Annotated in this window: 14 protein-coding genes and 1 tRNA gene; 7 read left to right on the forward strand and 8 right to left on the reverse strand. The window is 67.9% G+C overall.

Annotated features, from left to right (window positions below; all coding sequences use genetic code 11):
- Window positions 1-42: 42 nt before the first annotated feature.
- From ACT009_RS10865 to ACT009_RS10875, 3 genes are all read right to left on the reverse strand, one after another.
- Window positions 43-3,504, reverse strand: coding sequence for an error-prone DNA polymerase (locus ACT009_RS10865; RefSeq protein ID WP_445191105.1), 3,462 nt, complete (start codon window positions 3,502-3,504; stop codon window positions 43-45).
- Window positions 3,505-3,813: 309 nt separating this feature from the next.
- Window positions 3,814-5,313, reverse strand: coding sequence for a DinB/UmuC family translesion DNA polymerase (locus ACT009_RS10870; RefSeq protein ID WP_445194065.1), 1,500 nt, complete (start codon window positions 5,311-5,313; stop codon window positions 3,814-3,816).
- Window positions 5,273-6,052 (reverse strand): hypothetical protein, encoded by a 780-nt coding sequence (locus tag ACT009_RS10875; protein WP_445191106.1) that lies wholly within the window; start codon window positions 6,050-6,052, stop codon window positions 5,273-5,275. The genes ACT009_RS10870 and ACT009_RS10875 overlap by 41 nt, the downstream gene beginning before the upstream one ends.
- A 135-nt stretch (window positions 6,053-6,187) precedes the next feature.
- Between ACT009_RS10875 and ACT009_RS10880 the strand changes: the two genes are divergently transcribed.
- Window positions 6,188-6,262 (forward strand) — tRNA-Gly (locus ACT009_RS10880).
- Between the two features lie 422 nt (window positions 6,263-6,684).
- Here the strand turns inward: ACT009_RS10880 and ACT009_RS10885 are convergent.
- The 3 genes from ACT009_RS10885 to purD form a co-directional block, all read right to left on the reverse strand.
- The gene (locus ACT009_RS10885; protein WP_445191107.1) at window positions 6,685-8,568 is read right to left on the reverse strand and encodes a methyl-accepting chemotaxis protein; all 1,884 of its coding nucleotides are present in this window, start codon (window positions 8,566-8,568) and stop codon (window positions 6,685-6,687) included.
- A 211-nt stretch (window positions 8,569-8,779) separates the two neighbouring features.
- A complete protein-coding gene (locus tag ACT009_RS10890; protein WP_445191108.1) occupies window positions 8,780-9,400 on the reverse strand; it encodes a hypothetical protein in 621 nt (206 codons plus the stop codon).
- A gap of 38 nt (window positions 9,401-9,438) precedes the next feature.
- Window positions 9,439-10,719, reverse strand: a complete 1,281-nt coding sequence (gene purD, locus ACT009_RS10895) for a phosphoribosylamine--glycine ligase (RefSeq protein WP_445191109.1) — start codon at window positions 10,717-10,719, stop codon at window positions 9,439-9,441.
- Between purD and xseA the strand changes: the two genes are divergently transcribed.
- The 3 genes from xseA to ACT009_RS10910 are packed head-to-tail and all read left to right on the forward strand — an operon-like array spanning window position 10,718 to window position 13,215.
- A complete protein-coding gene (xseA, locus tag ACT009_RS10900; protein ID WP_445191110.1) occupies window positions 10,718-12,091 on the forward strand; it encodes an exodeoxyribonuclease VII large subunit in 1,374 nt (457 codons plus the stop codon). The two genes, purD and xseA, sit on opposite strands and share 2 nt — an antisense overlap.
- A gap of 27 nt (window positions 12,092-12,118) precedes the next feature.
- Window positions 12,119-12,319 (forward strand): DUF2093 domain-containing protein, encoded by a 201-nt coding sequence (locus tag ACT009_RS10905; protein WP_445191111.1) that lies wholly within the window; start codon window positions 12,119-12,121, stop codon window positions 12,317-12,319.
- Window positions 12,316-13,215, forward strand: a complete 900-nt coding sequence (locus tag ACT009_RS10910; RefSeq protein WP_445191112.1) for a M23 family metallopeptidase — start codon at window positions 12,316-12,318, stop codon at window positions 13,213-13,215. Before ACT009_RS10905 ends, ACT009_RS10910 begins: the two co-directional genes overlap by 4 nt.
- Before the next feature lie 26 nt (window positions 13,216-13,241).
- Here the strand turns inward: ACT009_RS10910 and ACT009_RS10915 are convergent, their stop codons facing one another.
- Window positions 13,242-13,748, reverse strand: coding sequence for a hypothetical protein (locus ACT009_RS10915; RefSeq protein WP_445191113.1), 507 nt, complete (start codon window positions 13,746-13,748; stop codon window positions 13,242-13,244).
- 227 nt (window positions 13,749-13,975) lie between these two features.
- Between ACT009_RS10915 and ACT009_RS10920 the strand changes: the two genes are divergently transcribed.
- The 3 genes from ACT009_RS10920 to ACT009_RS10930 all read left to right on the forward strand — a co-directional run bounded on the left by ACT009_RS10920 (window position 13,976) and on the right by ACT009_RS10930 (window position 21,737).
- Window positions 13,976-16,969 (forward strand): TonB-dependent receptor domain-containing protein, encoded by a 2,994-nt coding sequence (locus tag ACT009_RS10920; protein WP_445191114.1) that lies wholly within the window; start codon window positions 13,976-13,978, stop codon window positions 16,967-16,969.
- A gap of 108 nt (window positions 16,970-17,077) precedes the next feature.
- Window positions 17,078-18,361: an aspartyl/asparaginyl beta-hydroxylase domain-containing protein gene (locus tag ACT009_RS10925; protein ID WP_445191115.1), complete on the forward strand. Its 1,284-nt coding sequence runs from the start codon at window positions 17,078-17,080 to the stop codon at window positions 18,359-18,361.
- A 349-nt stretch (window positions 18,362-18,710) separates the two neighbouring features.
- Complete coding sequence (locus ACT009_RS10930) at window positions 18,711-21,737, forward strand: TonB-dependent receptor domain-containing protein (RefSeq protein ID WP_445191116.1); 3,027 nt, start codon at window positions 18,711-18,713, stop codon at window positions 21,735-21,737.
- A gap of 57 nt (window positions 21,738-21,794) precedes the next feature.
- Here the strand turns inward: ACT009_RS10930 and clpB are convergent, their stop codons facing one another.
- Window positions 21,795-24,374 (reverse strand): ATP-dependent chaperone ClpB, encoded by a 2,580-nt coding sequence (gene clpB / locus ACT009_RS10935; RefSeq protein ID WP_445191117.1) that lies wholly within the window; start codon window positions 24,372-24,374, stop codon window positions 21,795-21,797.
- Window positions 24,375-24,399: the final 25 nt, after the last annotated feature.

Raw genomic sequence — 24,399 nt, forward strand, 5'->3', positions numbered from 1 at the left:
GCTCCCGTGCTTGCGTCACCCCTATTTGGGGGAGCACGCGGGCTAATGAAAGTCCCGCGACTTCGGCATTACCCGAACGTCGCGCGGATGCGCGGCGCGGTGTTCGCGGCGCGGGCCGGCGAGCGGATCGCGGTTGGGCTGCGGATGCACCACCTCGTCGCCATGCGCGAGCGGCGGTACCGTGACGTGATCGGACGACAGCCGCGACAGCTCGTCGCTGCGATCGCGCACCCGGTTGGCGATCAGATGGGTGACTCCCTCCTCGCTGCGCTGGATCACGCCGTCGAGCACCATCAGCCGCGCGGCCATGACGTCGCGGCGGTTGGCCTCGAAATCGCGCGCCCAGATCAAGCCGTTGGTGATGCCGGTCTCGTCCTCGATCGTGACGAAGATCGCGTTGCCCTTGCCGGGACGCTGGCGGACCAGCACGATCCCGGCGACCCTGGCACGGCTGCCGTCCTTCGCCCGCGCCGCCTCCGCGCTGGACATGATTCCCTCGAGACGGAAGATCGGGCGAAGGAAGGTCATCGGATGATCCTTCAGCGACAGCCGCAGCACCTGATAATCCGCGGCGACCTGTTCCGACATCGGCATCGCCGGCAGCTTCGCGTCGGGTTCCTGCCCGAGCTCGGGTGCCGCCGCCGCCGCGAACAGCGGCAACTGCTTGGGCGGGGTCCGGCGCACTTCCCACGCAGCGTCGCGCCGGTCCTTGGCGATCGAACGGAACGCATCGGCATCGGCTAGCAGGTTGAGCGCACGCGACGGCAGCGTCGCGCGGGTGGCGAGATCCTCGATCGACACGAACGGGTGGGTCCGCGCCGCGACGAGGCGTTTTGCCCATTCCTCGCGGAACCCGTCGATCTGCCGAAATCCGATCCGTAGCGCGAATTCCTCCGCGGCACGGGGAGTGGGACCATGCGAAGCATGGTGGAGGGGGCTCTCCACGAACGCACCGCCTGGGGATCCCCCCCTCCACCCTTCGCCTGCGGCGAACGGTTCCCCTCCCCGTGCCGGGGAGGATTCGAGGCTGTTGTCCCAATCGCTGTGGTTCACATCGACCGGCAGAATACAGACGTCGTGTTCGGCCGCATCGCGCACCAGCTGCGCCGGCGCGTAGAAACCCATCGGCTGCGAATTGAGGATCGCGCAGGCGAACACCGCTGGCTGGAAGCATTTGATCCACGACGACACATAGACCAGCCGCGCGAACGACAGCGCGTGACTCTCGGGAAAGCCATAGCTGCCGAACCCCTCGATCTGCCGGTAGCAGCGCAGCGCGAACTCCGCGTCGTAGCCGCGCCTGGTCATCCCCGCGACCAGCTTGGCCTCGAAATTGTCCATCGCGCCGACATGGCGGAACGTCGCCATCGCGCGGCGCAGCTGATTGGCTTCCTCGGGCGTGAACTTGGCGGCGACGATCGCGAGCTTCATCGCCTGTTCCTGGAACAGCGGCACGCCGTAGGTGTCGCCGAGCAACTGGCGCAATTCGTCGGGGGGTCCGTGCAGCCGCGATGGCGACGGGAACTCGACCGGCTCCTTGCCCGCGCGGCGGCGCAGATAGGGATGGACCATGTCGCCCTCGATCGGCCCCGGCCGCACGATCGCGACCTGGACGACCAGATCGTAGAGTTTGCGCGGCTTCAACCGCGGCAGCATGTTGATCTGCGCGCGGCTCTCGACCTGGAACACGCCGATGCTGTCGCCCTTGCAGAGCATGTCGTAGACCGCGGGATGTTCGTCGTTGGCGATCGTCTCCAGCGCGTGATCGCCCAACCCGTGATCGCGCATCAGGTCGAACGCCTTGCGGATGCAGGTCAGCATGCCGAGCGCGAGGATATCGACCTTCATCAGGCCGAGCACGTCGATATCGTCCTTGTCCCATTCGATGAAGGTGCGGTCCTTCATCGCACCGTTGTGGATCGGCACGGTCTCGTCGAGCCGGTCCTGGGTCAGCACATAGCCGCCGACATGCTGCGACAGATGCCGCGGGAATTCGAGCAGCTGGTTGACCAGGTCGGCCAGTCTCACGATCTCGGGATTGTCCGGATCGAAGCCGGTCTCGCGGAAGCGCTTCTCCTCGAACCGGTTGGAGAAGCTGCCCCATACCGTGCTGGTCAGCCGCTGGGTGATGTCCTCGGTCAGGCCGAGCGCCTTGCCGATCTCGCGCACCGTGCTGCGCGGACGGTAATGGATCACCGTCGCCGCGATCGCCGCCCGGTGGCGGCTGTAGCGACGGTAGATGTACTGCATCACCTCCTCGCGGCGCTCATGTTCGAAATCGACGTCGATATCGGGGGGCTCGTCGCGTTCGGCGGACACGAAGCGCGAGAATAGCAGGTCGTGGCGCATCGGATCGACCGAGGTGATGCCGAGCACGTAGCAGACTACCGAGTTCGCCGCCGAACCACGGCCCTGGCAGAGGATCGGCGGCTCGACCGATCGCGCGAAGCGGACGATGTCGTGGACGGTCAGGAAATAATGCGCGTAGTTGCGCTCGCGGATGAGCGCGAACTCCTCGTGCAGCTGCGCGATCATCTTGTCGGGAACATAGCCGTCGCAGCGCTCGATCGCATGCTGCCAGGCGAGATGTTCGAGCCAGTCCTGTGCCTCCCACCCGGCCGGAACCGGTTCGTGCGGATATTCGTAGCGCAAGTCGTCGAGCGTGAACGCGATGCGATCGAGGATCACGCGGCTCTGCGCGACCGCATCGGGCTGCGCCGCGAACAGCCGCGCCATCTCCTCGGGTGGCTTCAGGTGTCGCTCGGCATTGGCGGCAAGGATACGCCCGGCCTTGTGGATCGTGCTGCCGGTGCGGATGCAGGTGACGATGTCGTGGAGCTGGCGATTGTCGGCAGCGGCGTAGAGCGCGTCGCAGGTCGCGAGCAGCGGCACGCCCGCGCCGGCAGCGGTCCGCGCCAGCCCGGCGAGCCGGCGCGCGTCGCTGCCGTTGTGCGGCATCGTCGCACCGACCCACACCCGCCCCGGTGCCACAGCGACCAGCGCCGACAGCGTGGCGGCCAGCCCCGGATCGGCGCGCATCGGCGGCAGGATCGCATCGCCAGCGGGCTCCGGATCGTTGCCGCTCGCATCGGGCAGTGCGATCAGCAGCAGGTCCTCGGCATGGCGTTCGAGATCGCCCAGCCCCAGGATGCACCCGCCCTTCACCGCGCGCCGGTTGCCGAGCGTGAGCAGCCGGGTCAGCCTTCCCCAGCCGAACCGCGTGGTGGGATAGGCGACGATGTCGGGCGTCCCGTCGGTGAACACCAGCCGTGCGCCCACCACCAGCCGGAAGTCGATCGGCGGCAGATCGAGCCCGAGCAGCCCCAGCCGCGCCTTCTTGAGCGCATCGTGCGCGCGGACGACCCCAGCGACGGTGTTCCGGTCGGCGATGCCGATCCCGCCCAGCCCCAGCGCCACCGCCTGCGCGACCATGTCCGACGGATGCGACGCGCCGTGGAGACACGAATAATTGCTCGCCGCCACCAGTTCGGTGAAGTCGGTCATGGCGCGGCGTCGGCGAGGCGACCGATCACGGCAGCGATGATCATCGAGCCGCCAATTGTGCTCTGGCGAAGGCGAGACCTCTGAAAACCAACTCCGTCATCCCGGACTCGTTCCGGGATCCACTGTTCCGCACGGGCATAAGCCTTTGTTTTTGCGGGACGGTGGACCCCGGAACGAGTCCGGGGTGACGAATTGGTTTGGCGAATTCGACGAGTTTCGCAGAGGTCTCGCGAAGGAGGGAGCCCAGTACTGGGTCCCCGCCTTCGCGGAGACACATCTTGCGCTACCCTGGTCACGCGACGACCCCAGTCACGCGAACAGCCCGTGGACGTACCAGGCCGGGTCGTCCTGCTCGGCATAGAGGCCGTGGCGGAAGATCCACAGCCGTCGGCCGCGGCGATCCTCGATCCGGTAATAGTCGCGGGTCGGGATCGTCGCGTCGTGGCGCCGCCACCATTCGCCCGCGATCCGCTCCGGCCCCTCCGCGCGCGCGACCTCGTGCACCGTGCGCCGCCAGCGGAACCGCCGGGGCGGGCCGTCGGGCACCTCGTGCATCACCTGTTCGATGCGCTGCGGGGGATCGAACAGATAGATCGGCCGGAGCGGCGGTTCGCCCGCCGCCGGCACCGGCCAGTTGCCGACCCGCGGCGGCGCCGCGGCGGGCAGCATCAACTCGGCCTGTTCGGGGATGTGGCTGTCGCGCGGTGCGAACCGGCGGACCCGCTCGCGCCCCAACCGGGTCGACAGCCGGTCGACCAGCTCGGCCATGCCCGCATCCTCGGCGCTGCCCTGGACCAGCTTGCCACCCTCAAGCTTCAGCTGCGACGCGCCCAGCGTCTCGGCGAGCGCGATGTCGAGCCGGATCAGGTCGTAGCCGAAGCCGGGATCGAGCGGATCGGCCAGCGCATCGATCCGTTCGCGGAACAGCCGCATCAGCAGCGCGGTGTCGCGGGTCGGCTGTCCTGTCTCGACCCGCAAACGCTGCACCTGCCCGTCGGCACGGAACAGCCGCACCTCCCACCGCCGTCCGCCCTGATGCCGCTCGCCGAGCTGCCGCGCCGCGTCGTCGGCCAGCGCGGCGATCACCTCCAGCGCATAGTCGGTGCGCGCGATCGGCTCGGCGAAGCGCCGCTCGACCGCGATCGGCGCCATCGACACCCGCGGCGCGATCGGCCGATGCACCTCGCCGTTCAGCCGCCTGACCGCGGTCGCCGCCGCCTCGCCGAACCGTGCCGCGATCGTCGCCAGCGACCGCGTCATGACGTCGCCGACGGTCTTCAGCCCGGCGCGCGCGAGCGCCCCGGTCGCATCCTCGTCGAGCCCGAGTGCCGCGACCGGCAACCGGCGCACCGCGCGCTTCTCGTCCGGCGCAGGCGCACCCGCGAACCGCGCCAGCGCGCATGCCACTTCGGGCGTGTCGCCGAACGCGTGGCGCACCAGCACCCCGCGCCGCGCCAGCCGCGCCTCGACGTCAGCGGCAAGCGGGCGCTCGCCCTCGAACGCGTGCACGCATCCCGCGATGTCGAGCACCAGCCCGTTGGGCGGATCGAGCGCCACCGACGGCGTGTAGCGGACGCAGCCGTCGGCGAGCCGCTCCAGCCAGTCGAGATCGGCATGGTCGTCCTGCGGATGCACCTCCAGCTCTGGCACCCGCGCCCGCGCATCGGCCAGCGTCAGCCCGACCTGCAGGCCGAGTCGCGCAGCCGCGAGATCGACCGCGGCGAGCCGCACCGCATTGCCGACGCTGGTCGTGAACGCGATCGGCGCCTCATCCTGCCCGACGAACAAATGCGGCCGGGTGGCGCGCAACCGCTCGACCGGGAGCCAGGGGAAGACCAGCGCCAGGTAGCGACGCGCGGTCGGCGCCTGCGAGGGGGACGAAACACTTGGCATCACGATTCCACTCCACGCGCCAGCGGGCGCCCGGCGGGCCCCCGCGCCGGCGCAGCAATTCGATGTCGAAGGCGGGCAGCCCCGGCGCGCCCGCCTCGAGCGCGCTGGACGCGACCGACGCCACCCCCCAGCGGCTCGCCGCGGCACTCGGCGTCGGTTCGGCGCCGACCCTGAGCGACAGCACCGTCACCCCCGACGTTTCCGCGGCCAGCATCAGCCGCCGCGTCGCGGTCAGGTCGATCCCCGGCGCGCGCCCCCATGCCTCGATCAGCAGCGTGCCGAGCCCGGTGCAGCGCGCCGCATCCGCCGCCGCGCGCAACGCCGCGGCCTCGTCGGCGACCACGACGACCACGATCCGATCCGCATCCAGGCCGAGCTCGGCCAGCCCCGTCGCATGCAGCCTGCCCGCCTGCCGCTCACAGGCTTCGGTGCGGATCCACACCAGCGGCAAGGCCCCCGCCGCCAGTGCCAGCGCGATCGCGAAACCCGCGCCGCTTGCCGCATCGCCCTGATCGCAGGCATAAAGTTCATGGAGCTGCGCCGGCACGAACCCCTGCTCCAGCCACGCCGAGGGGGGCCGCACATCGGTCTGCGCGGCAACGCCACCGGCGGCGACGCTGCGCAAACGCGTGATCAGGGCGGACGACTCGTGCATATCGTTCTTGTAATGTTCTTCTTGGTGAGTCGCCAAGCATGAATCTGTTCGCGGGAGGGTTGCAGCCCATGAAGGCGGGTGCTAGTGGCCCCGCCTCCACCCGCCCGGAGGATTTCTTCCGGGCATGGCGCCAGAGCGGGCGTAGCTCAGGGGTAGAGCACAACCTTGCCAAGGTTGGGGTCGAGGGTTCGAATCCCTTCGCCCGCTCCAGTTTCCACATCGACAACGATCGTGGCCGCCACTTCGGTGCTGCGGCTCGTATTTGGTGATGGCGACGATCAGCGCGCCGATGGCCAGCTCGACATCGGACCGGCTACGACACCGCTAGCGCCCTGGTGCGCTTCTGCCGGTGAGGCGGACGGCGGGTATCGCTCCGCCGATTTGTATGCCCCCTCCCGCACTCCTTATGCTCCCGCCAAGGCGAGACCTCTGCGAAAGTCGCCGGATTCGCCAAATTCATTTGTCACCCCGGACTCGTTCGGGGTCCACCGTTCCGCAAAATTATGGCTTATGCCCGTGCGGTACAGTGGATCCCGGAACAAGGCTCTCCTGAGCGAAGTCGAAGGGTCCGGGATGACGGAGTGAGTTTGCAGCCCGAGGTCGGTGAGCTCTCCGCTATTCTCTCGCGCTCCTCAGAAGTCCTTCCAGTCGTCGGCGCTTGCCGGGGTCAGCGCGGCGACGGCGGCGGCGGGGAGGGGCTTGATCGGGGAGCTGTAGCCCGACGCCTTGGCGAAGGAGGCGGCCTTGGCGGTCTTGGCGGGCGGGCGCGTCGCGCCGGCTTGCGTGCCGGTGTTGAAGCGGCTGGCCTGGTCGCTGAGGCTGGTGACCTCGCTGACCAGGTTGCGGGCGGCAGCGGAGGTCTCCTCGACCATCGCGGCGTTCTGCTGGGTGGACTGGTCCATCGTCCCGACCGCGGCCGAGATCTGGGTGATCGCCGCCGACTGCGCCTGGTTGTCCGCGGCCATCGTCGCGAGCAGTTCGTGGACCTGGGTGACGTCGCCCGAGATCGCCGCGAGCGCGCCGTCGACCTTCTGCACCGCCTCGACCGCGGTGACGATGTCGGTCTGGGTGACGGTCAGCTGGTCGCGCGCGCGCTTGGCCTCCTCCTCGGCGCGCATCGCCAGCGCGGAGACGAGATCGGCGACCACCGCGAAGCCGCGCCCGGCATCGCCGGCACGCCCCGCCTCGACCGCGGCGTTCATCGCCAGCACCCGGGTCTGGAAGGCGATCTTGTCGAGCCCTTCGATGACGCTGTCGATGCCCTTGGCGCTGTCCGACACCCGGCCCATCGCCTGTACCGCCTCGTCGGCGACCGCACGCCCGCCGCCGACGGTGGCGATCGCCTGGTCGGCGCGCTCGACGGTGCGGCTGGCCGCCCCCGCCGATGCCTTCAGCCGGCCGTCCATCTGGGTGATCGACGCCGCGGTCTCCTCCAGGCTGGCCGCGTTGCTCTCGGTACGCCGCGCCAGATCCTCCGAGGCCTGCGCGATCTCGCCCGATCCGGTGCGGATCGAATTCGCGCTCTCGCCGACCGCCGCGATCAGGTCGCGCAGCTTGTCGAGCGCATCGTTGAAGTTGGTCTTGAGGATCGCGTAATCGCCCGGGAACTCGGTCTTGATCGACGCGGTGAGATCGCCGTCCGACAGGTGCGCGAGATGCGACGACACCGTGTCGACCACCACCTTCTGCTCGGCATCCGCGCGCGCCTTCGCCTTGTCGGCGGCCTCCTTGGCGATGCCGTTCTCGCGGAACACCCGCACCGCCTTGGCCATCGCCCCGACCTCGTCGCCGCGATCCGTCCCGGCGACGTCCTTGGCGTAATCCCCGCCCGCGATCTCGCCCATCTGCGCCTGCAACCGCGACAGCGGACCAGTGATGCCCGACCGGATCACGAAGAACGCCAGGCCGACGCCGACGACCACGCCGACCACGCCCATCACCAGCAGCGTCGTCGAGGTCGAAGAGCCTGCCTCGGCAAGCGTCAGCGCCCGCTTGGACGCGGCCGCGTTGCGGCCGGTGGTGCGCTTCTGCATGTCGGCGCTGAACGCCGCCATCAGCGGGTCCGCCTGCGAGACGATCCGGCGCGCGGCATCGTTGTCGTTGACCAGCCCGCGGCTCATCGCGTCCTCGGCAAGGCGATATATGGCGTCGGCCTTGCCGGCGATTTCATCGACTTCACCGCTGACGGTGGGTTCGGTCGACTTCATCTCGCCCATCATCGTCTGCGCCGACCCATAGGCGGATTTCATCGCAGTCTGCGCTTCGCGAGCCTTTTGCGACGCACCATCGTACATGATGCCGCGATAGGCGGCGTACACCACCGCGTTCATGCGCGCGTTGATCCTTGCTATCCGCGTCGTGTTGGGCATCGCCGTATCGACCAGCGAGGTATATTCCGTGCTGGTCTGGCGGATGCGGCTGGCGCCGTTCCAGCCGATGAACAACGTGATGGCACCTAGCAGAAGCAATAATGCCACCATCTTCGGCAGTATCTTGACGTTTTCCAGAATTCTCATGAGAAACCCTTCGCTGGCGCTCGGCTGTGGCCGGCTCGATTGCATGCCGGCCCCGTTCGCCGGATCGACAAACGACATTGTAGGCGGTGCGAAAGGTATGCGGGCGTAGCCAGCCCGATTCATCGCGCGAGGGCGATCGCCTGACGCTACGGAAGCCGTGCGTCGGGAGGGGTCTTGTCAGCGATGGAACAGCGCGCGGTGCGCAGCGGCGTCAGAGACGGCCGAACACCGCCTCGAACCCTGCCTTGTCGCCGGCCGCGAGGAACCGCGCCTGTTCGAGCCAGCGATCGCGGCTCATCCGCCCGGCGAAGCTGCCGAGCTGCGCATCGAGCCGGGCGGCCTCGTCGTCGTCGAGCGCGGCGAGATGGCGGACGGTGGTGATCCCAGACTCCGCGAGCCGGGCCGCGACCTTAGGGCCCAGCCCCTTCAGCATCGTCACCGGTGCATCGGCATAGCCGGTCGAACCGATCGTCGCGGTGGCGGCTTCGCTGGCGGGGCTGGCCGCGAGCGGGGCCGCGGCGGCGATGGGTTCGTCGTCGAGCGGGTCGGGTGCGGCAACCGGATCGGCCTCGGCCTCGTCGACCGGTTCGACGGGCGGTAGCGCGGTGATGCTCGGCGGTTCGCTGCCGGTCGCCTCGACCTGCTCGTTATGGTCGGCGACGGCGTGGTCCGCATCGCGGCGGCGGCGCTTCTGGCGCATGCCGTAGAGGATCGCGATCACCGCGAGCACCGCCAGCACCCCGATGATCGCGAAATGCATCGTCGTGATCACCCCCGACCCGTCGGGGATGAGGCTGGCGCCGGGCGCGGAGGTAGCGGACGTGTCGTTCATGCCGTCACGTTAGCCGCGCAGCGAGCGGCGGGCGAGGACTATCGCTTCGAATTCCGCGCCATCTCCCGCCAGCCGATGTCACGGCGGCTGAAGCCGGTCGGAAAGTCCAGTGCATCGACGCCGCGATAGGCGGCGGCCTGTGCCGCGGCGAGGTCGACGCCGGTCGCGGTGACCGCGAGCACCCGCCCGCCGGCGGCGACGAGGCGATCGCCCTCGACGCGTGTTCCCGCCTGGAAGACGCGCGCGCCGGTCGCCTCGGCCCGGTCGATCCCCGCGATCGCGCCGCCCGCCTCGGCGGTGCCCGGATAGCCGCGTGCCGCGACGACCACGGTAAGCGCCGGATCCTCGACGAAGACTGGCGCGGGCTGGGCGGCGAGCGTGCCGGTCGCGACCGCCAGCAGCAGCGCGAGCAGGTCGCCCTCGTACCGCGCCATCAACACCTGGCATTCGGGGTCGCCGAACCGCGCGTTGTATTCGATCAGCTTGGGCCCGGCCGGCGTCAGCATCAGCCCGGCATAGAGGACGCCCGAGAACGGTATTCCCTCCGCCCGCATCGTCGCCACGGTCGGTGCGACGATCTCCGCGATCGCGCGCGCCGCCAGCGCGGGGGTGAGCACCGGGGCGGGGCTGTACGCGCCCATGCCGCCGGTATTCGGGCCGGTATCGCCCTCGCCGACGCGCTTGTGGTCCTGCGCGGTGCCGAACGGCATCAGCGCGGTGCCGTCGGTCAGGACGAAGAGGCTGACTTCCTCGCCACTCAGGAATTCCTCGATCACCACCTCGGCGCCCGCCGCGCCGAAGCCGCCGTCGAACATCGCGTCGAGCGCGGCCTGCGCCTCGGCGGGGGACATCGCGATCACGACTCCCTTGCCCGCGGCGAGCCCGTCGGCCTTGATCACCACCGGATACCCGAACGGCACCAGCGCCGCCTCGGCCTCCGCGCGGCCGGCGCAGCGGACATATCCCGCGGTGGGGATGTCAGCGCGGCGGCACAGGTCCTTGGTGAACCCCTTCGATCCTTCGAGCTGCGCGGCGGCCTTGCCGGGTCCGAAGGTCGGGAAGCCGGCAGCGCGCAGGGTGTCGGCGAGGCCGTCGACCAGCGGCGCCTCCGGGCCGATCACCACCAGCCCGATCGCGGAGTCGCGCGCGAAGTCGACGACCGCGGCGTGATCGGTCACCGCCAGATCGACGCAGCGCGCGTGCGCCGCGATCCCGGGGTTGCCCGGCGCGGCATAGAGCGTATCGAGCGCTTGCGATTGCGCGAGCTTCCAGGCGAGCGCATGTTCGCGGCCCCCCGACCCGATCAGCAGGACGTTCATGCCCGATCCCTTTTCCGACGACGCGCGGCTGGTAGCCGAGCCGGTGACCGGCGACAACGCGCTTGCGCTGTCGGTCGGCGAACTCGCGTTCAAGCTGAAGCGGATGGTCGAGGGCGAATTCGGTCATGTCCGGCTGCGCGGCGAGATCTCGGGCTACAAGCGGGTCGCGTCGGGGCACAGCTACCTGTGCCTGAAGGACGATCAGGCGGTGATCGACGGCGTGATCTGGAAGGGTAATGCCAGCGCGCTCGCCTTCGTGCCGCAGGACGGCGTCGAGGTGATCGCCACCGGCAAGCTGACCACCTATCCCGGGCGGTCGAAATACCAGATCGTGATCGAGCGGATGGAGCTGGCCGGCGCGGGCGCGCTGATGGCGCTGCTGGAGAAGCTGAAGGCCAAGCTCGGCGGCGAGGGGCTGTTCGATCCCCGCGCCAAGCAGCGGCTGCCGTTCATGCCGCGCGTGATCGGGGTGGTGACCTCGGCGACCGGCGCGGTGATCCGCGACATTCTCCACCGGCTCGAGGATCGCTGCCCGACTTATGTCGTGGTGTGGCCGGTGAAGGTCCAGGGCGAGGGCGCCGCGGGCGAGATCGCCGCCGCGGTGCGCGGGTTCGACGCGATCGCGCCGGGTGGCCCGGTACCACGCCCCGACCTGGTGATCGTCGCGCGCGGCGGCGGTTCGATCGAGGATCTATGGGCGTTCAACGAGGAGGCGGTGGTCCGCGCGGTTGCCGCCTGTTCGATCCCGATCATCTCTGCGGTCGGGCACGAGACCGACACCACGCTGTGCGATTTCGCCGCGGACCTGCGCGCGCCGACCCCGACCGCCGCGGCCGAGATCGCGGTGCCGGTGCTCGCCGACCTGCGGCTGACGCTCGCGGCGCAGGCGACCCGGACCGAGCGTTGCGCAAGGCGGCATGTCGAGCGCGGCCGCGAACGGCTGGCGGCGCTGGCGCGGCTGCTGCCAAAGCGCGACGCGCTGCTGGGGCCGCAACGCCAGCGCGCTGACGAGGCCGGCCAGCGGCTCGATCGCGGACTGGAGCGGCGGGTGACGCTTGCGCGTGGGCAGCTCGACCGGACCGGCGGCGCGCTGCGCCCCGCGGCGCTGCTGCGCCAGCTGGAGGCGAAGCGCGCCAGCCTGGCGGCGACGTGGCGGCTGGTGCAATCGCTCAACCCCGATACCATGCTCGATCGCGGCTATGCCCGCGTCACCGCTCGGGTCGGTGGAGCGACGCTGTCGTCGAGCGCCGCGGTGCGGACCGCGGGGGCGGTGACCTTGCGCTTCGCGGACGGATCGGTCGACGCGCGGGTTGAGCGCGCGGGCGGCAAAACCTATGGTCGGGTCGCGTCAGAGCAACCGTCTTTGCTCTGACGCGACCCGACCACGCGAAAGAACCCGATGCTCGTTTCCAATTCCAACCGCCCCGCGCGGCTCCACTACATGGCCAACGGCTTTCGCGTGCTCAGCCCCGGCGATCATGTCGTCTGCGCGGTGACGGGCGCGCGGATCGCGCTGCAGGACCTGCGCTACTGGAGCGTCGAGCGGCAGGAGGCGTTCGCCAGCGCCGCGATCGCGAGCGAGGCGATGGCGCCGCGATGATCGACCGCCGCGCTGTGGCGCTCGCGGCCGCCGTGGCGATCCCGCTGGCGGGCTGCGTGGCGCCGGTCAGCGAGGTGACGCCAGTCGCGGCGGCGCCATTGACCTCGGCGCCCGTTCCTGCGCCGATCCCGCTCACCCCGTTCCGCTGGCAGGGCACGATCAGCCAGGGCGGATTGATCCGCGCCCAGGCACCGGGCGGCACGGCGACGGTCACGTTCGACGGCCGGCCGGTGCCGATCGCCGCGGATGGCGCCTTCGTCATCGGCTTCGATCGCGACGCACCCGCAAGCGCGACGCTGGTTGCGACACTGGGCGACGGGCGGCGGGTGGCCCAGCAACTGACGATCGCCCCGCGCGCATGGCGGATCGAGCGGCTGACGACCTTGCCACGCTTTCCCGCGCCCGATCCGATCTTCGCCAGGATGCGCCCGCCCGAGCTCGCCGCGATTGCCGCGGCGCGCGTGCGGGTCACCAGCGCTGCAGGCTGGCGCCAGCCCTTCGCCTGGCCCGCCACCGGCCGCATCTCGGGCCTGTTCGGCGCGCAACGCATCTACCGCGGCGAGCCCGGCGCCTATCACGGCGGCGTCGACGTGGCGAAGCCCACCGGCGCGATCATCCGTGCGCCCGCCGACGGCGTCGTGATCCTCGCCGCCGACCGGCCCTATACGCTGGAGGGTAAGCTGCTGATGATCGATCACGGCCTCGGCCTCAATAGCGCCTTCCTCCATCTGTCGCGCATCGACGTCCGCGAAGGCCAGGTGGTGCGGCGGGGCGATCCGATCGGCCTGGTCGGCGCCACCGGGCGCGCGACCGGCCCCCATCTCCACTGGGGCCTGCGCTGGGGCGAGGCGCGGCTCGACCCGATGCTGGTGGCCGGGCCGATGCCGGTGGACTGAGGTATCGTGAAGTCGCGCGGCAGGCTTCAGCGAACGCGCTTGACCATCACCGCGCGACCCCGGCCGATCTTGGCGCGGAACCCGCCCAAACGCACCGCGGTGATGTTGACCGCCTCCTTGGCGCTTGGCGGCGCCGAAGGCTCGAGCATTTCCCAGGCCGAGTTGTCAGTGAGTTCGAAGACGTATCGCCCGGGAGTCCGCGTCAGCGAGACGGCGCGCACGACTCCACTCAGCTCCTTGACGGTTGCGCCACGGACGTCCGCCACCGCCAGCGCGTTCGCCGATGGAAGTCCGAAGCTTCGCCGTCGCCGATCGACCACCTTCGCTCGGTTTAGGACGATCAGGTCGCCCGACTGCCGCGCCGACGCGATGGTCGCGCTCGTGCGGTCGAAACAGGCGAGGCGTGCCTTGTCGTCCCGCTCGGTGCGACACGCGACCACCGCGTCGACCGGTTCCTCGCCGCGACGACCCTGCGCGTCCGCAGCGCTCTGCCCCGCCACCATCGCCATGAGTGCGCCGACCATTATCCGCATCGAGACGTCTCCCTCGTTGGCTGTCACATCAAAAGAAAGCAGCGGTGCAACACCTAGTGTGGCGATTTTAACACCATCGTCATGAAAGCGGTAGCACCCCGCTTAATGGAGATTGCCGGCGCTCACGAGCCGACAGTAAAGGATATCTAGTGCCGGTTCGGACCGACCGGTAACATCGCCGTCAGAGAGCAATTGCTCCTGGCGACGTCAAAGGGGGATTACACCACATGAAGAAGCTGACCCGTCAACGTCTGCTCGCGTCGTCGCTGCTGATTAGTTCGACCCTGCTCGCGCAGTCGGTCACCGCGCAGACTGCGCCGCAAACGCCCGGATCGCCGACCCAGACGCAGGATATCGCTCAGGCCGACGATGCCGCAGTCGGCAGCGACATCATCGTGACGGGTTCGCTTATCCGCAATCCCAACCTTGACAGCGCGACCCCGGTTACCTCGATCGGCTCGGACGAACTCGCGCTGCGCCAGACCAATGTCGCCGAGCAGATCCTGCGCGAGACGCCGGGCGTCGCCGCGAGCATCGGTTCGTCGGTCAACAACGGCAACGGCGGTGCGTCGTTCGTCGATCTTCGTGGCCTCGGCCAGAACCGCAATATCGTACTGCTCAACAGCTCGCGCATTGTTCCCGCAAACCTCAACGGCGCGGTCGATCTGAACAACATCCCGCTCGCGCTGCTCGATCGCGTCGACATCCTTACCGGCGGTGCCAGCACCACCTACGGTGCGGACGCGGTGTCGGGCGTGGTCAACTTCATCACCAAGCGCGACTTCTCCGGCGTCGACATGACGGTGAGCGAGCAGATCACCGAGCGGGGCGACGGCAACGTCTTCCGCGCCGATCTCGCGGTAGGTGCCAATTTCGACGACGGCCGCGGTAATGCCGTCCTTTCGCTCGGCTACCAGGAAGCGGACCCCGTCTTCTTCGGCGGCGAGCGCGAGCGGTCGAATCTGACCATCGACTCCTTCGACGGCTCCGGCAGCGGCGCATCGGCCACCGCGGTTCCCGCTCGCTTCTCGGTTTCGGGGATCGGCAACGCAAATATCAACCCGACCACGGGCGCCCTGGTCGCACCGTCGACCGCGCTGTTCAACTTCAACCCCTACAACATCTTCCAGACGCCGTTCGAACGGTTCAACCTGTTCAGCTCGGCCCGCTACGAAGTGTCTGACGCGGTCGAGGTGTATAGCGAAGGCCTGTTCTCGCAGAACACCGTACAGACCATCATCGCGCCGTCCGGGACCTTCTCGACGCCGTTATTCATCCCGATCGGCAATCCGTACCTGCCGGCCGCGGCGCGTTCGACCTTCTGCGCACAGAACGACTCGAACCCGAACGTGCCGGGCATCCAGACGCTGACCCCGGCCCAGTGCGCCGCTGCTGCAGCGACCACCGATCCCAGCAACCCCAATTATCGCGAGGTCATCTCCAACGTCTCGCGTCGCCTGGTCGAGGCGGGCGGGCGCATCAGCAGCTATCGTACCGAGCTCTTCAACTTCAAGGCGGGCTTCCGCGGCAAGATCTCCGAGGCGGTCAGCTACGACCTCTATGGCGCGTACGGCCGCAGCACCAACACGCAGACCATCCTGAACTATGTCTATACCGACCGGGTTCAGCAGGGCCTGCGGGCAACCAACACGACGACCTGTATCGATCCGTCGAACGGTTGCGTTCCCATCAACCTGTTCGGTGCCTCGGGTTCAATCGACTCGAATCAAGTCAACTTCCTGCTCGTTCCCGCGACCTCGGGCAACCGCTCGGCGTTGGCGCAGGTACACGGCCTGGTGAACGCCGAGCTCGGTACGCTGGGCGCGACCGAAGCCGTGTCGGTCGCAGTCGGCTCGGAGTATCGCAAGTACACCGCCGAGGTCTTCGCCGATCTGCTGGCGCAGGATCCCGGCGCGCTGGGCGGCGCCGGTGGCGCCACGACCCCGGTGAAGGGAGGCTATGACGTGGTCGAGGGGTTCGCCGAGATCGTCGCGCCGCTGATCTCGGATCAGACGTTCCTCCACAGCCTGACCGCCGAAGCCGGCGTCCGCTATTCGAGCTACCGGGTCGACGCGCCAGGCAACCCGAAGTTCGACGCCTGGACGTACAAGGGCGGCCTGACCTGGGAGCCGATCGAATCGCTCAAGCTGCGCGGCAACTACCAGCGCGCCGTTCGCGCGCCGAACATCGGTGAGCTGTTCACGCCGAACGCGGTCGGGCTGATCAACCTGCGCAACGATCCTTGCCAGGGCGCGGCGCCGACCACCAACGCGCAGCTGCGCGCGGTCTGCATCGCGCAGGGTGCTCCTGCCAGCCAGATCGGCGTGATCGATCCGCCGTCCGCGGGCCAGGTCAACGGCGATTTCAGCTACAGCACCAACAACCGTCCCGAGACGGCGGACACCTATACATTCGGTGCCCTGTTCGTGCCGTCGTTCCTGTCGAACTTCACGCTGTCGGTCGATTACTACAACATCAAGGTACGCAACGCGCTGTCGACCCCGGCGGCCGGCGACATCATCGGCGCCTGCTTCGGCAATCTGACCGCGGCAAGCGCGACCAGCGCGGCGTGCACCTCGATCCGGCGCGACCCGCTCACCGGCGGTCTCGACGGCGACGCCAGCACCACGCCGGGCCTGCCCCAGCCGCTGACCAACAGCGGCCGACTGGAGACCGACGGCATCGATCTGGTCGCCAACTTCCGTACCGGGATCACCCAGGACGTGAAGCTGGGCATGAGCATGAACGCCAACTACGCCCTGCACTCCAAGTTCCAGGCGACACCTGGTGGCCTCAACCGTGAATGCGTCGGCTATTACAGCATCAACTGCAGCCTTACGGGGTCGATCCTGCCGAAGTTCACGTTCAACCAGCGTACCACGCTGTCGTTCGGCGACATCGATCTGTCGCTGCTGTGGCGTCACCTCTCGGCGACCCGTCAGGAGCCGTTCGACGCCGATGCCGGCAACTTCGGTTCGAACGGGCCGGCGTTTGCGCCGTTCCGCCGGATCAAGGCGACCGAGTATTTCGATCTGACGATCCGCGCGAGCGTGACCGAAAATCTCGAGGTCACCTTCACCGGGCTCAACATCCTCGACAAGAAGCCGCCGACGGTCGGCAGCAACATCGGTGTCACTACCTTCAACAGCGGTAACACCTTCCCATCGACCTACGATCCGATCGGCCGCCGCTTTGCCGCCAGCGCGCGCGTCCGCTTCTAAGAACCTGACGTCGACGATGGGCTCCTTACGGAGCCCGTCGTTCGCGACGCCGGCCTTCGCGATCGATCGATCGCGAGGGCCGGCGTTGCCGTTTTCGGATTGGCTCAGTTGATCGAACAGGATTTTGCCACCGCGATCGCGTCCGCTGCGCAAGCCATTCGGCGCGGGGATGTGCAGACGGCGATCGCTGGTTATCGACGCGCGATCGGCCATGATCCGTCCAGCGCGATGGCGCACAACGCGCTCGGCAACGCATTGCTATCGACCGGGGCCGCGGACGATGCACGCCAGCATTTCGAACGCGCCGCCGCCCTCGATCCGATGGCGCCCGAGCTGCTGCTCAATCTCGCCAAAGCCTGCCGCCTGGCGCGCGACGACGCCGCCGAGGAAGCCGCGCTCGACGCCGCGCTGGCACTCGATCAGCGACACTTTATGGCACGGCTGCGCGCCGCCGAACTACACGAACGGATCGGCAACCCGGGCGCGGCCGCGCTGCATTGGGGCGCGGTCCTGGCCTTGGCGCCCGCAGCGGCGGATTGTCCGCCGGCGCTGCAGCCGGTGCTGGATCATGCGCGCGCGTTCATTGCGGACCACATCAACCGCTTCGAAGAGGCCGTCCGGCCGGCGCTGGCGGCGGGCCGCGCCGCGGCGTCGCACCTTGCGGGGCGTCGCTTCGACGTATGCGTTGACACCGCGCTCGGCAAACGGCGGATTTACCCGAACGAGTGTCACGGCCTTCACTACCCGTTCCTGCCGGCCGACGAATTCTTCGATCGTAGCCATTTTCCCTGGCTCGCGTCGATCGAGGAGCAGGCCGACGCCATCCGCGACGAACTACTCGCCCTTCTCGCCGACCGTCGCGATGCGATCGTGGCCTATGTCCAGCAGGACCCCGGCACGCCGCACAACAAGTGGAGCGAGCTCGATCGCAGCACCAGATGGAGCGCCTTCTTCCTGTGGCGTCACGGGGAGCGCAACGACGCCGCATGCAGCGCCTGCCCTGTCACCGCGGCCGCGGTGGAGCGACTGCCCCTGGCCGACATCCCGGGCCGCGCCCCCACCGTGTTCTTCTCGCTGCTCGAATCCGGCGCCCACATCCCGCCACATACCGGCGTCACCAACACGCGGGCGATCGTCCACCTTCCGTTGGTGATCCCGGCCGGCTGCAGGTTCCGGGTCGGCGGCGAAACGCGGATCTGGCGCGAAGGCGAGGCTTTCGCGTTCGACGATACCATCGAGCACGAAGCCTGGAATGAAGGGCCCGATCTGCGCGCCGTCCTGATCTTCGACACCTGGAATCCGCATCTGCAGGACGAAGAGCGCGAGATGATCCGGACGTTCTTCGTCGCGAGCGACGCCAGCGGGTTCGGGGCGCCGGTGCCGAAGGACTGAGTACTCGACCCACAAACCGCTGCATCGCGCGGCGGCTTGCGACTGCCGCTACCCATTCACTTGAAGCCTGCTATCGGGGCGAAGGCCAAGCCGTTGCATCGAGCGTCGACATCGATCGCCGGCCTGAGACTAATCACACCCAAGTTTTGTGTCATTTGGGATACATAGGGTTCCGAAACTCTTCGACACATAGGCAGCCGCCTTTACAGTAGTCAGGCACAGCGTCATCTCCCGCAGCATGTATATCGGCGGTCTCCTGCGGCACCGGCGAGTACGTGAGACATTCCGGACGACACCGTCAAACGGGTCGTCAGGGCCTTGCAAGGGGAAAACGACCGTGATCAAGACCATGACATTCGCCCGTCAGTTGCGCGCGGGAAGCGCGCTCCAGGCGCTGGCTCTGCTCGGTGCAGGTGCGATGTTCTGCACTCCCGCCCAGGCGCAGAACTCGTCGGCCGTGACCAATGATCAGGGCGCGCCGGTGCAGTCCGATGCCACCCAGCCAGGCGCGGCAGCGGTTTCGATTCAGAATAGCGCGCAGACCGGCATTGAAACCGATACCGGGTCCTCCGACATCGTCGTCACCGGCACCCTGTTCCGCCGTACCGACACCGAGACCCCATCGCCGGTGTCCGTACTCACCGCAGCGACCCTCGAGGCGCGCGGCTTCACCACGGTGTCCGAGGCCGTCAATTCTATCGCCGCCGGCAACGGCGGTGGCGTGCCGCAGAACTTCACTGGTGCGTTCGCATCGGGCGCGACCGCGATCTCGCTGCGCGGCCTGACCACCAATTCGACGCTGACGCTGTTCGACGGCCTTCGCCCCGCCTACTATCCGCTCGCCGATGACGGCCAGCGTAGCATCGTCGATCTGAACACCATTCCGTCGGCGATCGTCGACCGGATCGAAGTGCTGCGCGACGGCGCCTCGGCAACCTATGGCGCGGACGCGATCGCGGGCGTGGTCAACGTTATCTTGAAGAAGGAAGTCAAAGGCATCCTCGGCCGCGTCGAGGCCGGCATTTCCGAGCGTGGCGACAGCGCCAATCAGCGCGTCCAGCTGACCGCCGGCTATGGCGATCTCGGCGATCAGGGCTTCAACGTCTACCTGAGCGGCGAGTACCAGCACCTCGCGAGCCTCTACAATCGCGATCGCGGTTTCCCGTACAACACCAACAACCTGCAGAGCATCAATCTCGGCAACGGCTATACCGGTCGTAACGGCAACACCTTCTACACCACGCCGACCGCCGCGTCGGCCGGCGGCGCAACGGTGGGCATCGTCCAGCCGGGAACGCCGACTGCCAACAGCGCCGGCCTGCCGTTCGCGACCCCGATCGCCGGCGGTCGCTTCCAGACGCTCGGCAGCTGCGCCTCGCAGAACCTGATCACCCGCAACACGTCGGCAGGCACGTATTGCGAGCAGGACCTGGTCAACACCTACGGCCTGATCCAGCCCGATCAGGAGCGTTTCGGCGGCACCGCGCATTTCACCGCCAACATCGGCGAGAATACGCAGGCGTACATCGCGGCGACGTTCTACCAGAGCAAGGTCTTCATCGACGGGACCCCGCAGTCGATCCGCTCAAACGGCAACCCGCTCGAGACCCGCGGCATCGCGCTGCCGGCGTTGCTCGCCAACGGCTCGCTGAACCCGCAGAACCCGTTCGCGGCACAGGGCCAGTCGGCGATCATCTACTATCGCTTCGGTGACATTCCGTCGAACCTGACCAACCTGTCGCGTAGCTACCGTGTGGCGGGCGGCATCGACGGCCCGATCGGCGACTCCGGCTTCGCCTATTCGGTCGCGGCTACGTACATGCGCACCGATCTCGAGCAGACCCGCCGCGGGTTCCTGTACATTCCGGGGCTGGTCAACGCGATCAACAACGGCACGTACAACTTCATCAATCCGTCGTTGAACAACCAGGCGGTTCGCGACAGCATCTCGCCGACGCTGCAGGGCCGGAACAACTCCGAACTCGCGCAGGTTCAGGCGACGATCACCAAGGATCTGTTCCAGCTGCCGGGTGGCCCGTTGCAGATCGGTGTCGGCGGCCAGTTCCGTTACGAAGCGGTCTATGATCCGAACCCAGTGCCGAACCGCGACTTCATTACGGTCAACCCCTTCTCGGCAGTCGGCAACCGCAACGTGAAGGCCGGCTTCTTCGAAATCAACGCGCCGATCCTCGACCAGCTGGAGATCAACGCGTCGGGCCGCTATGACGATTATTCGACGGGCTTCAGCCGCTTCTCGCCGAAGATCGGTGCGAAGTTCTCGCCGATTAGCCAGGTTTCGTTCCGTGGCACCTATTCGCAGGGCTTCCGCGCTCCTTCGATCCCGGAAACGTCGGGTACGGTGATCGGCTTCACCAACTACACCCCGGGTGACGGCCTGTCGGCTGCCGATCGCGCGACACTGCTGTCGCGCTACGGCAACAACTCCTACATCACCTCCACTTACGGCATTGGGCAGAACTCGACCGGCAACCCGGATCTGAAGCCCGAGAAATCGCGTTCGTTTACGGGCGGTGTGGTGTTCCAGCCGGTCAGCTGGCTGAGCGCCACCGTCGACTATTACAACATCAAAAAGAAGGCGCTGGTTCTGGCCGGCGCGGGCAACACCGCGTCGATCGCCAGCAACTATCTGCTGACCGGCGCCGTTCCGGCTGGCGTCACCGTGACGCCGAACCCGAGCGACCCGGCGAACCCAACGCTGCGGCCGACCCTGCTATCGGTCAACTACCTCTATTCGAACGGCACGTCGCTGATCACCGACGGCATCGATGCCCAGGTTCAGGCATCGATCCCGCTGGCGGAAGGCGTCAAGCTGACCTCGACCTTCGAGGGTACGTGGATCAACAAGTACAACATCGACGATGGCACCGGCGGTGGCATCCAGAAGTTCGTCGGAACGCTCGGTTCCTATGCGATTACGTCGGCATCGGGCACGCCCCGCTGGCGCGCCAACTGGCAGAACTCGCTCGCGCTGGATAACGTCACGTTCACCGGCACGGCCTATTATGTCAGCGGCTATAAGGGTTATGCCGATGACAACACCGGCCCGGGCAGCACCTGCGCGCAGGCAGTGGAACAGTCGATCCAGTACAATGCCGAGGGTTCGGGTGCCGCAGCCGGTTCGGGCGGTGGCAACACGCCGATCCAGTGCAACGTCCGCCGTTGGTTGCAGGTCGACGCGAACGTGAACATCAAGGTCAACGACCAGTTCAACTTCTACGTGAACGTGATCAACGCCTTCGATGCGAAGGCGCCATTCGATCCCAACACGTATGGCGGCAACAACTACAATCCCGCCTGGAGCTCGGCGGGCGTGGTCGGTCGCTTGTTCCGTGCAGGCGCCCAGTTCAACTTCTGATCGGACGCCACGACCAGACAAGAAGGGCGGCTCCCACAGGAGCCGCCCTTTTTTTATTCACACCACGGCCAGCACCAGCTTGCCGTCGCCTTCGTCGACCTTCACCGTCGACCCATCCCGTACCTCACCGCGCAGGATCAGGTCGGCGAGCGGGTCTTGCAGATACCGCTGGACCGCGCGCTTCAGCGGACGGGCGCCGTAGACCGGGTCGTAGCCGACCCGTCCCAGCCACAGCCGCGCCGCATCGGTAAGCTCGAGCGTGATGTTGCGGTCGGCCAGCAGGCGATCGACCCGCGACACCTGGATGTCGACGATCGGCGCCATCTGTGCCTGGCCGAGCCGGTGGAACAGGATGATTTCGTCGAGCCGGTTCAGGAATTCCGGCCGAAAATGCCCGCGAACCATCTCCATCACCTGCGGCTCGACGGTGGCGACATCCTCGCCGTCGCCGAGATTGGCGAGATATTGGCTGCCGAGGTTGGAAGTCAGGATGATCAGCGTGTTCGCGAAATCGACCGTGCGGCCCTGGCCGTCGGTCAGCCGCCCGTCGTCGAGCACCTGCAACAGCACGTTGAACACGTCGCCGTGCGCCTTCTCGACCTCGTCGAACAGGATCACCTGGTACGGCCGGCGCCGCACCGCCTCGGTCAGCACGCCGCCTTCCTCATAACCGACATAGCCCGGCGGCGCGCCGATCAGCCGCGCGACCGCGTGCTTCTCCATGAATTCGCTCATGTCGATGCGGACCATCGCGGCGGGATCGTCGAACAGGAACTCCGCCAGCGCCTTGGTCAATTCGGTCTTGCCGACGCCGGTGGGCCCCAGGAACAGGAACGAGCCCATCGGCCGGTTCGGGTCCTGCAACCCGGCGCGCGAGCGGCGGACTGCGGTCGACACCGCGTGTACCGCGTCGATCTGCCCGATCACGCGCTTGCCGATCGCCTCCTCCATGTGGAGCAGCTTCTCGCGCTCGCCCTCGAGCATGCGGTCGACGGGTATGCCGGTCCAGCGGCTGACCACCCCGGCGATGTCGTCGGCGGTGACTTCCTCGCGCAGCATCGCGCCCTGCGTCGCGCCCGCGGCTTCGGCGAGCTGCTTCTCCAGCTGTGGAATGCGGCCATAGGAGAGCTCGCCGGCGCGCGCGAGGTCGCCTGAGCGTTGGGCCTGGTCGAGCTCGAGGCGGGCGGCGTCGAGCTGTTCCTTCAGCTTCGCCTCGCCCGCGATCTTGTCCTTCTCCGCTTGCCAGCGCGTGGTCAGCGCCGCGGACTGATCCTCGAGATTGGCGAGCTCCTCCTCGATCGTATCGAGCCGGTCGCGCGAGGCGGGGTCGGTCTCGCGCTTCAATCCCTCGCGCTCGATCTTGAGGCGCAGGATTCGACGGTCGAGCGTTTCGATCTCCTCGGGCTTGCTCTCCACCTCCATCCGGATCCGGCTCGCGGCCTCGTCCATCAGGTCGATCGCCTTGTCGGGGAGGAACCGGTCGGTGATGTAGCGGTTGCTGAGCGTCGCCGCGGCGACCAGCGCGCCGTCGGTGATCCTGACGCCGTGGTGCAACTCGTACTTCTCCTTCAGCCCGCGCAGAATCGACACCGTGTCCTCGACAGTGGGTTCGCCGACGAACACCGGCTGGAACCGTCGCTGGAGTGCGGGATCCTTTTCAACATGCTTGCGATATTCGTCGAGTGTGGTGGCGCCGACGCAGTGCAGCTCGCCACGCGCGAGTGCGGGCTTCAGCAGATTGCCCGCGTCCATCGCGCCTTCGGATTTGCCCGCGCCGATCAGCTGGTGCATCTCGTCGATGAACAGGACGATGTCGCCCTCTGCAGCCTTCACCTCGTCGAGCACGCCCTTCAGCCGCTCCTCGAATTCACCACGATACTTCGCCCCTGCGATCAGCGCGCCGAGATCGAGCGACATCAGCCGCCGTCCCTTCAGCGTATCGGGCACGTCGCCATTGGCGATGCGCAGCGCCAGCCCCTCCGCGATCGCGGTCTTGCCGACGCCGGGTTCGCCGATCAGCGCAGGATTGTTCTTGGTCCGGCGCGCCAGGATCTGGATGGTCCGGCGGATCTCCTCGTCGCGGCCGATGACGGGATCGAGCTTGCCGTCGCGCGCCGCCTGGGTCAGGTCGCGCGCGAACTTTTTCAGCGCATCGTAGCGATCCTCGGCGCCCGCGGTATCGGCCGACCGCCCCTGGCGGAGCTGGTTGATCGCGGCGTTCAAGCCCTCGGGCGTCGCGCCCGCCGCTTTCAACGCCTTGCCCGCCGCAGTGGTGAGCGCGAGCGACAGCGCAACCAGAAGGCGCTCGACGGTGACGAAGCTGTCGCCCACCTTGGTCGCGATCTGCTCGGCCTGGTCGAGCAGGCGTACGGTGTCGTTGTCGAGGCCCGGGGTCTGTTGCGCGCCCGAACCGCTGACCGCCGGGATCTTCGCGAGTGCCTGGTCGATCTCGGCGACCGCCCGCTTGGGATCGGCGCCTGCCGCCTGGATCAGCCCCGCGGCCATGCCCTGCTCGTCCTCGAGCAGCGCCTTCAGAACGTGTTCGGGCGCGATCCGCTGGTGGTTCATGCGGATCGCGACGGTCTGCGCCGATTGCAGGAAGCCTTTGGCGCGGTCGGTGAATTTTTCGATGTTCATGCTGTTGCCTGTCCTCCGAAACGCC

The sequence above is a fragment of the Sphingomonas sp. Tas61C01 genome (genome assembly GCF_052567495.1).

Bases quoted from the DNA above. Each gene is read 5' to 3' on its own strand.
- ACT009_RS10865 (WP_445191105.1), bottom strand. From the start codon at position 3,504: ATGACCGACTTCACCGAACTGGTGGCGGCGAGCAATTATTCGTGTCTC.
- ACT009_RS10875 (WP_445191106.1), bottom strand. From the start codon at position 6,052: ATGCACGAGTCGTCCGCCCTGATCACGCGTTTGCGCAGCGTCGCCGCC.
- ACT009_RS10885 (WP_445191107.1), bottom strand. From the start codon at position 8,568: ATGAGAATTCTGGAAAACGTCAAGATACTGCCGAAGATGGTGGCATTA.
- ACT009_RS10890 (WP_445191108.1), bottom strand. From the start codon at position 9,400: ATGAACGACACGTCCGCTACCTCCGCGCCCGGCGCCAGCCTCATCCCC.
- xseA (WP_445191110.1), top strand. From the start codon at position 10,718: ATGCCCGATCCCTTTTCCGACGACGCGCGGCTGGTAGCCGAGCCGGTG.
- purD (WP_445191109.1), bottom strand. From the start codon at position 10,719: ATGAACGTCCTGCTGATCGGGTCGGGGGGCCGCGAACATGCGCTCGCC.
- ACT009_RS10905 (WP_445191111.1), top strand. From the start codon at position 12,119: ATGCTCGTTTCCAATTCCAACCGCCCCGCGCGGCTCCACTACATGGCC.
- ACT009_RS10910 (WP_445191112.1), top strand. From the start codon at position 12,316: ATGATCGACCGCCGCGCTGTGGCGCTCGCGGCCGCCGTGGCGATCCCG.
- ACT009_RS10915 (WP_445191113.1), bottom strand. From the start codon at position 13,748: ATGCGGATAATGGTCGGCGCACTCATGGCGATGGTGGCGGGGCAGAGC.
- ACT009_RS10920 (WP_445191114.1), top strand. From the start codon at position 13,976: ATGAAGAAGCTGACCCGTCAACGTCTGCTCGCGTCGTCGCTGCTGATT.
- ACT009_RS10930 (WP_445191116.1), top strand. From the start codon at position 18,711: ATGACATTCGCCCGTCAGTTGCGCGCGGGAAGCGCGCTCCAGGCGCTG.
- clpB (WP_445191117.1), bottom strand. From the start codon at position 24,374: ATGAACATCGAAAAATTCACCGACCGCGCCAAAGGCTTCCTGCAATCG.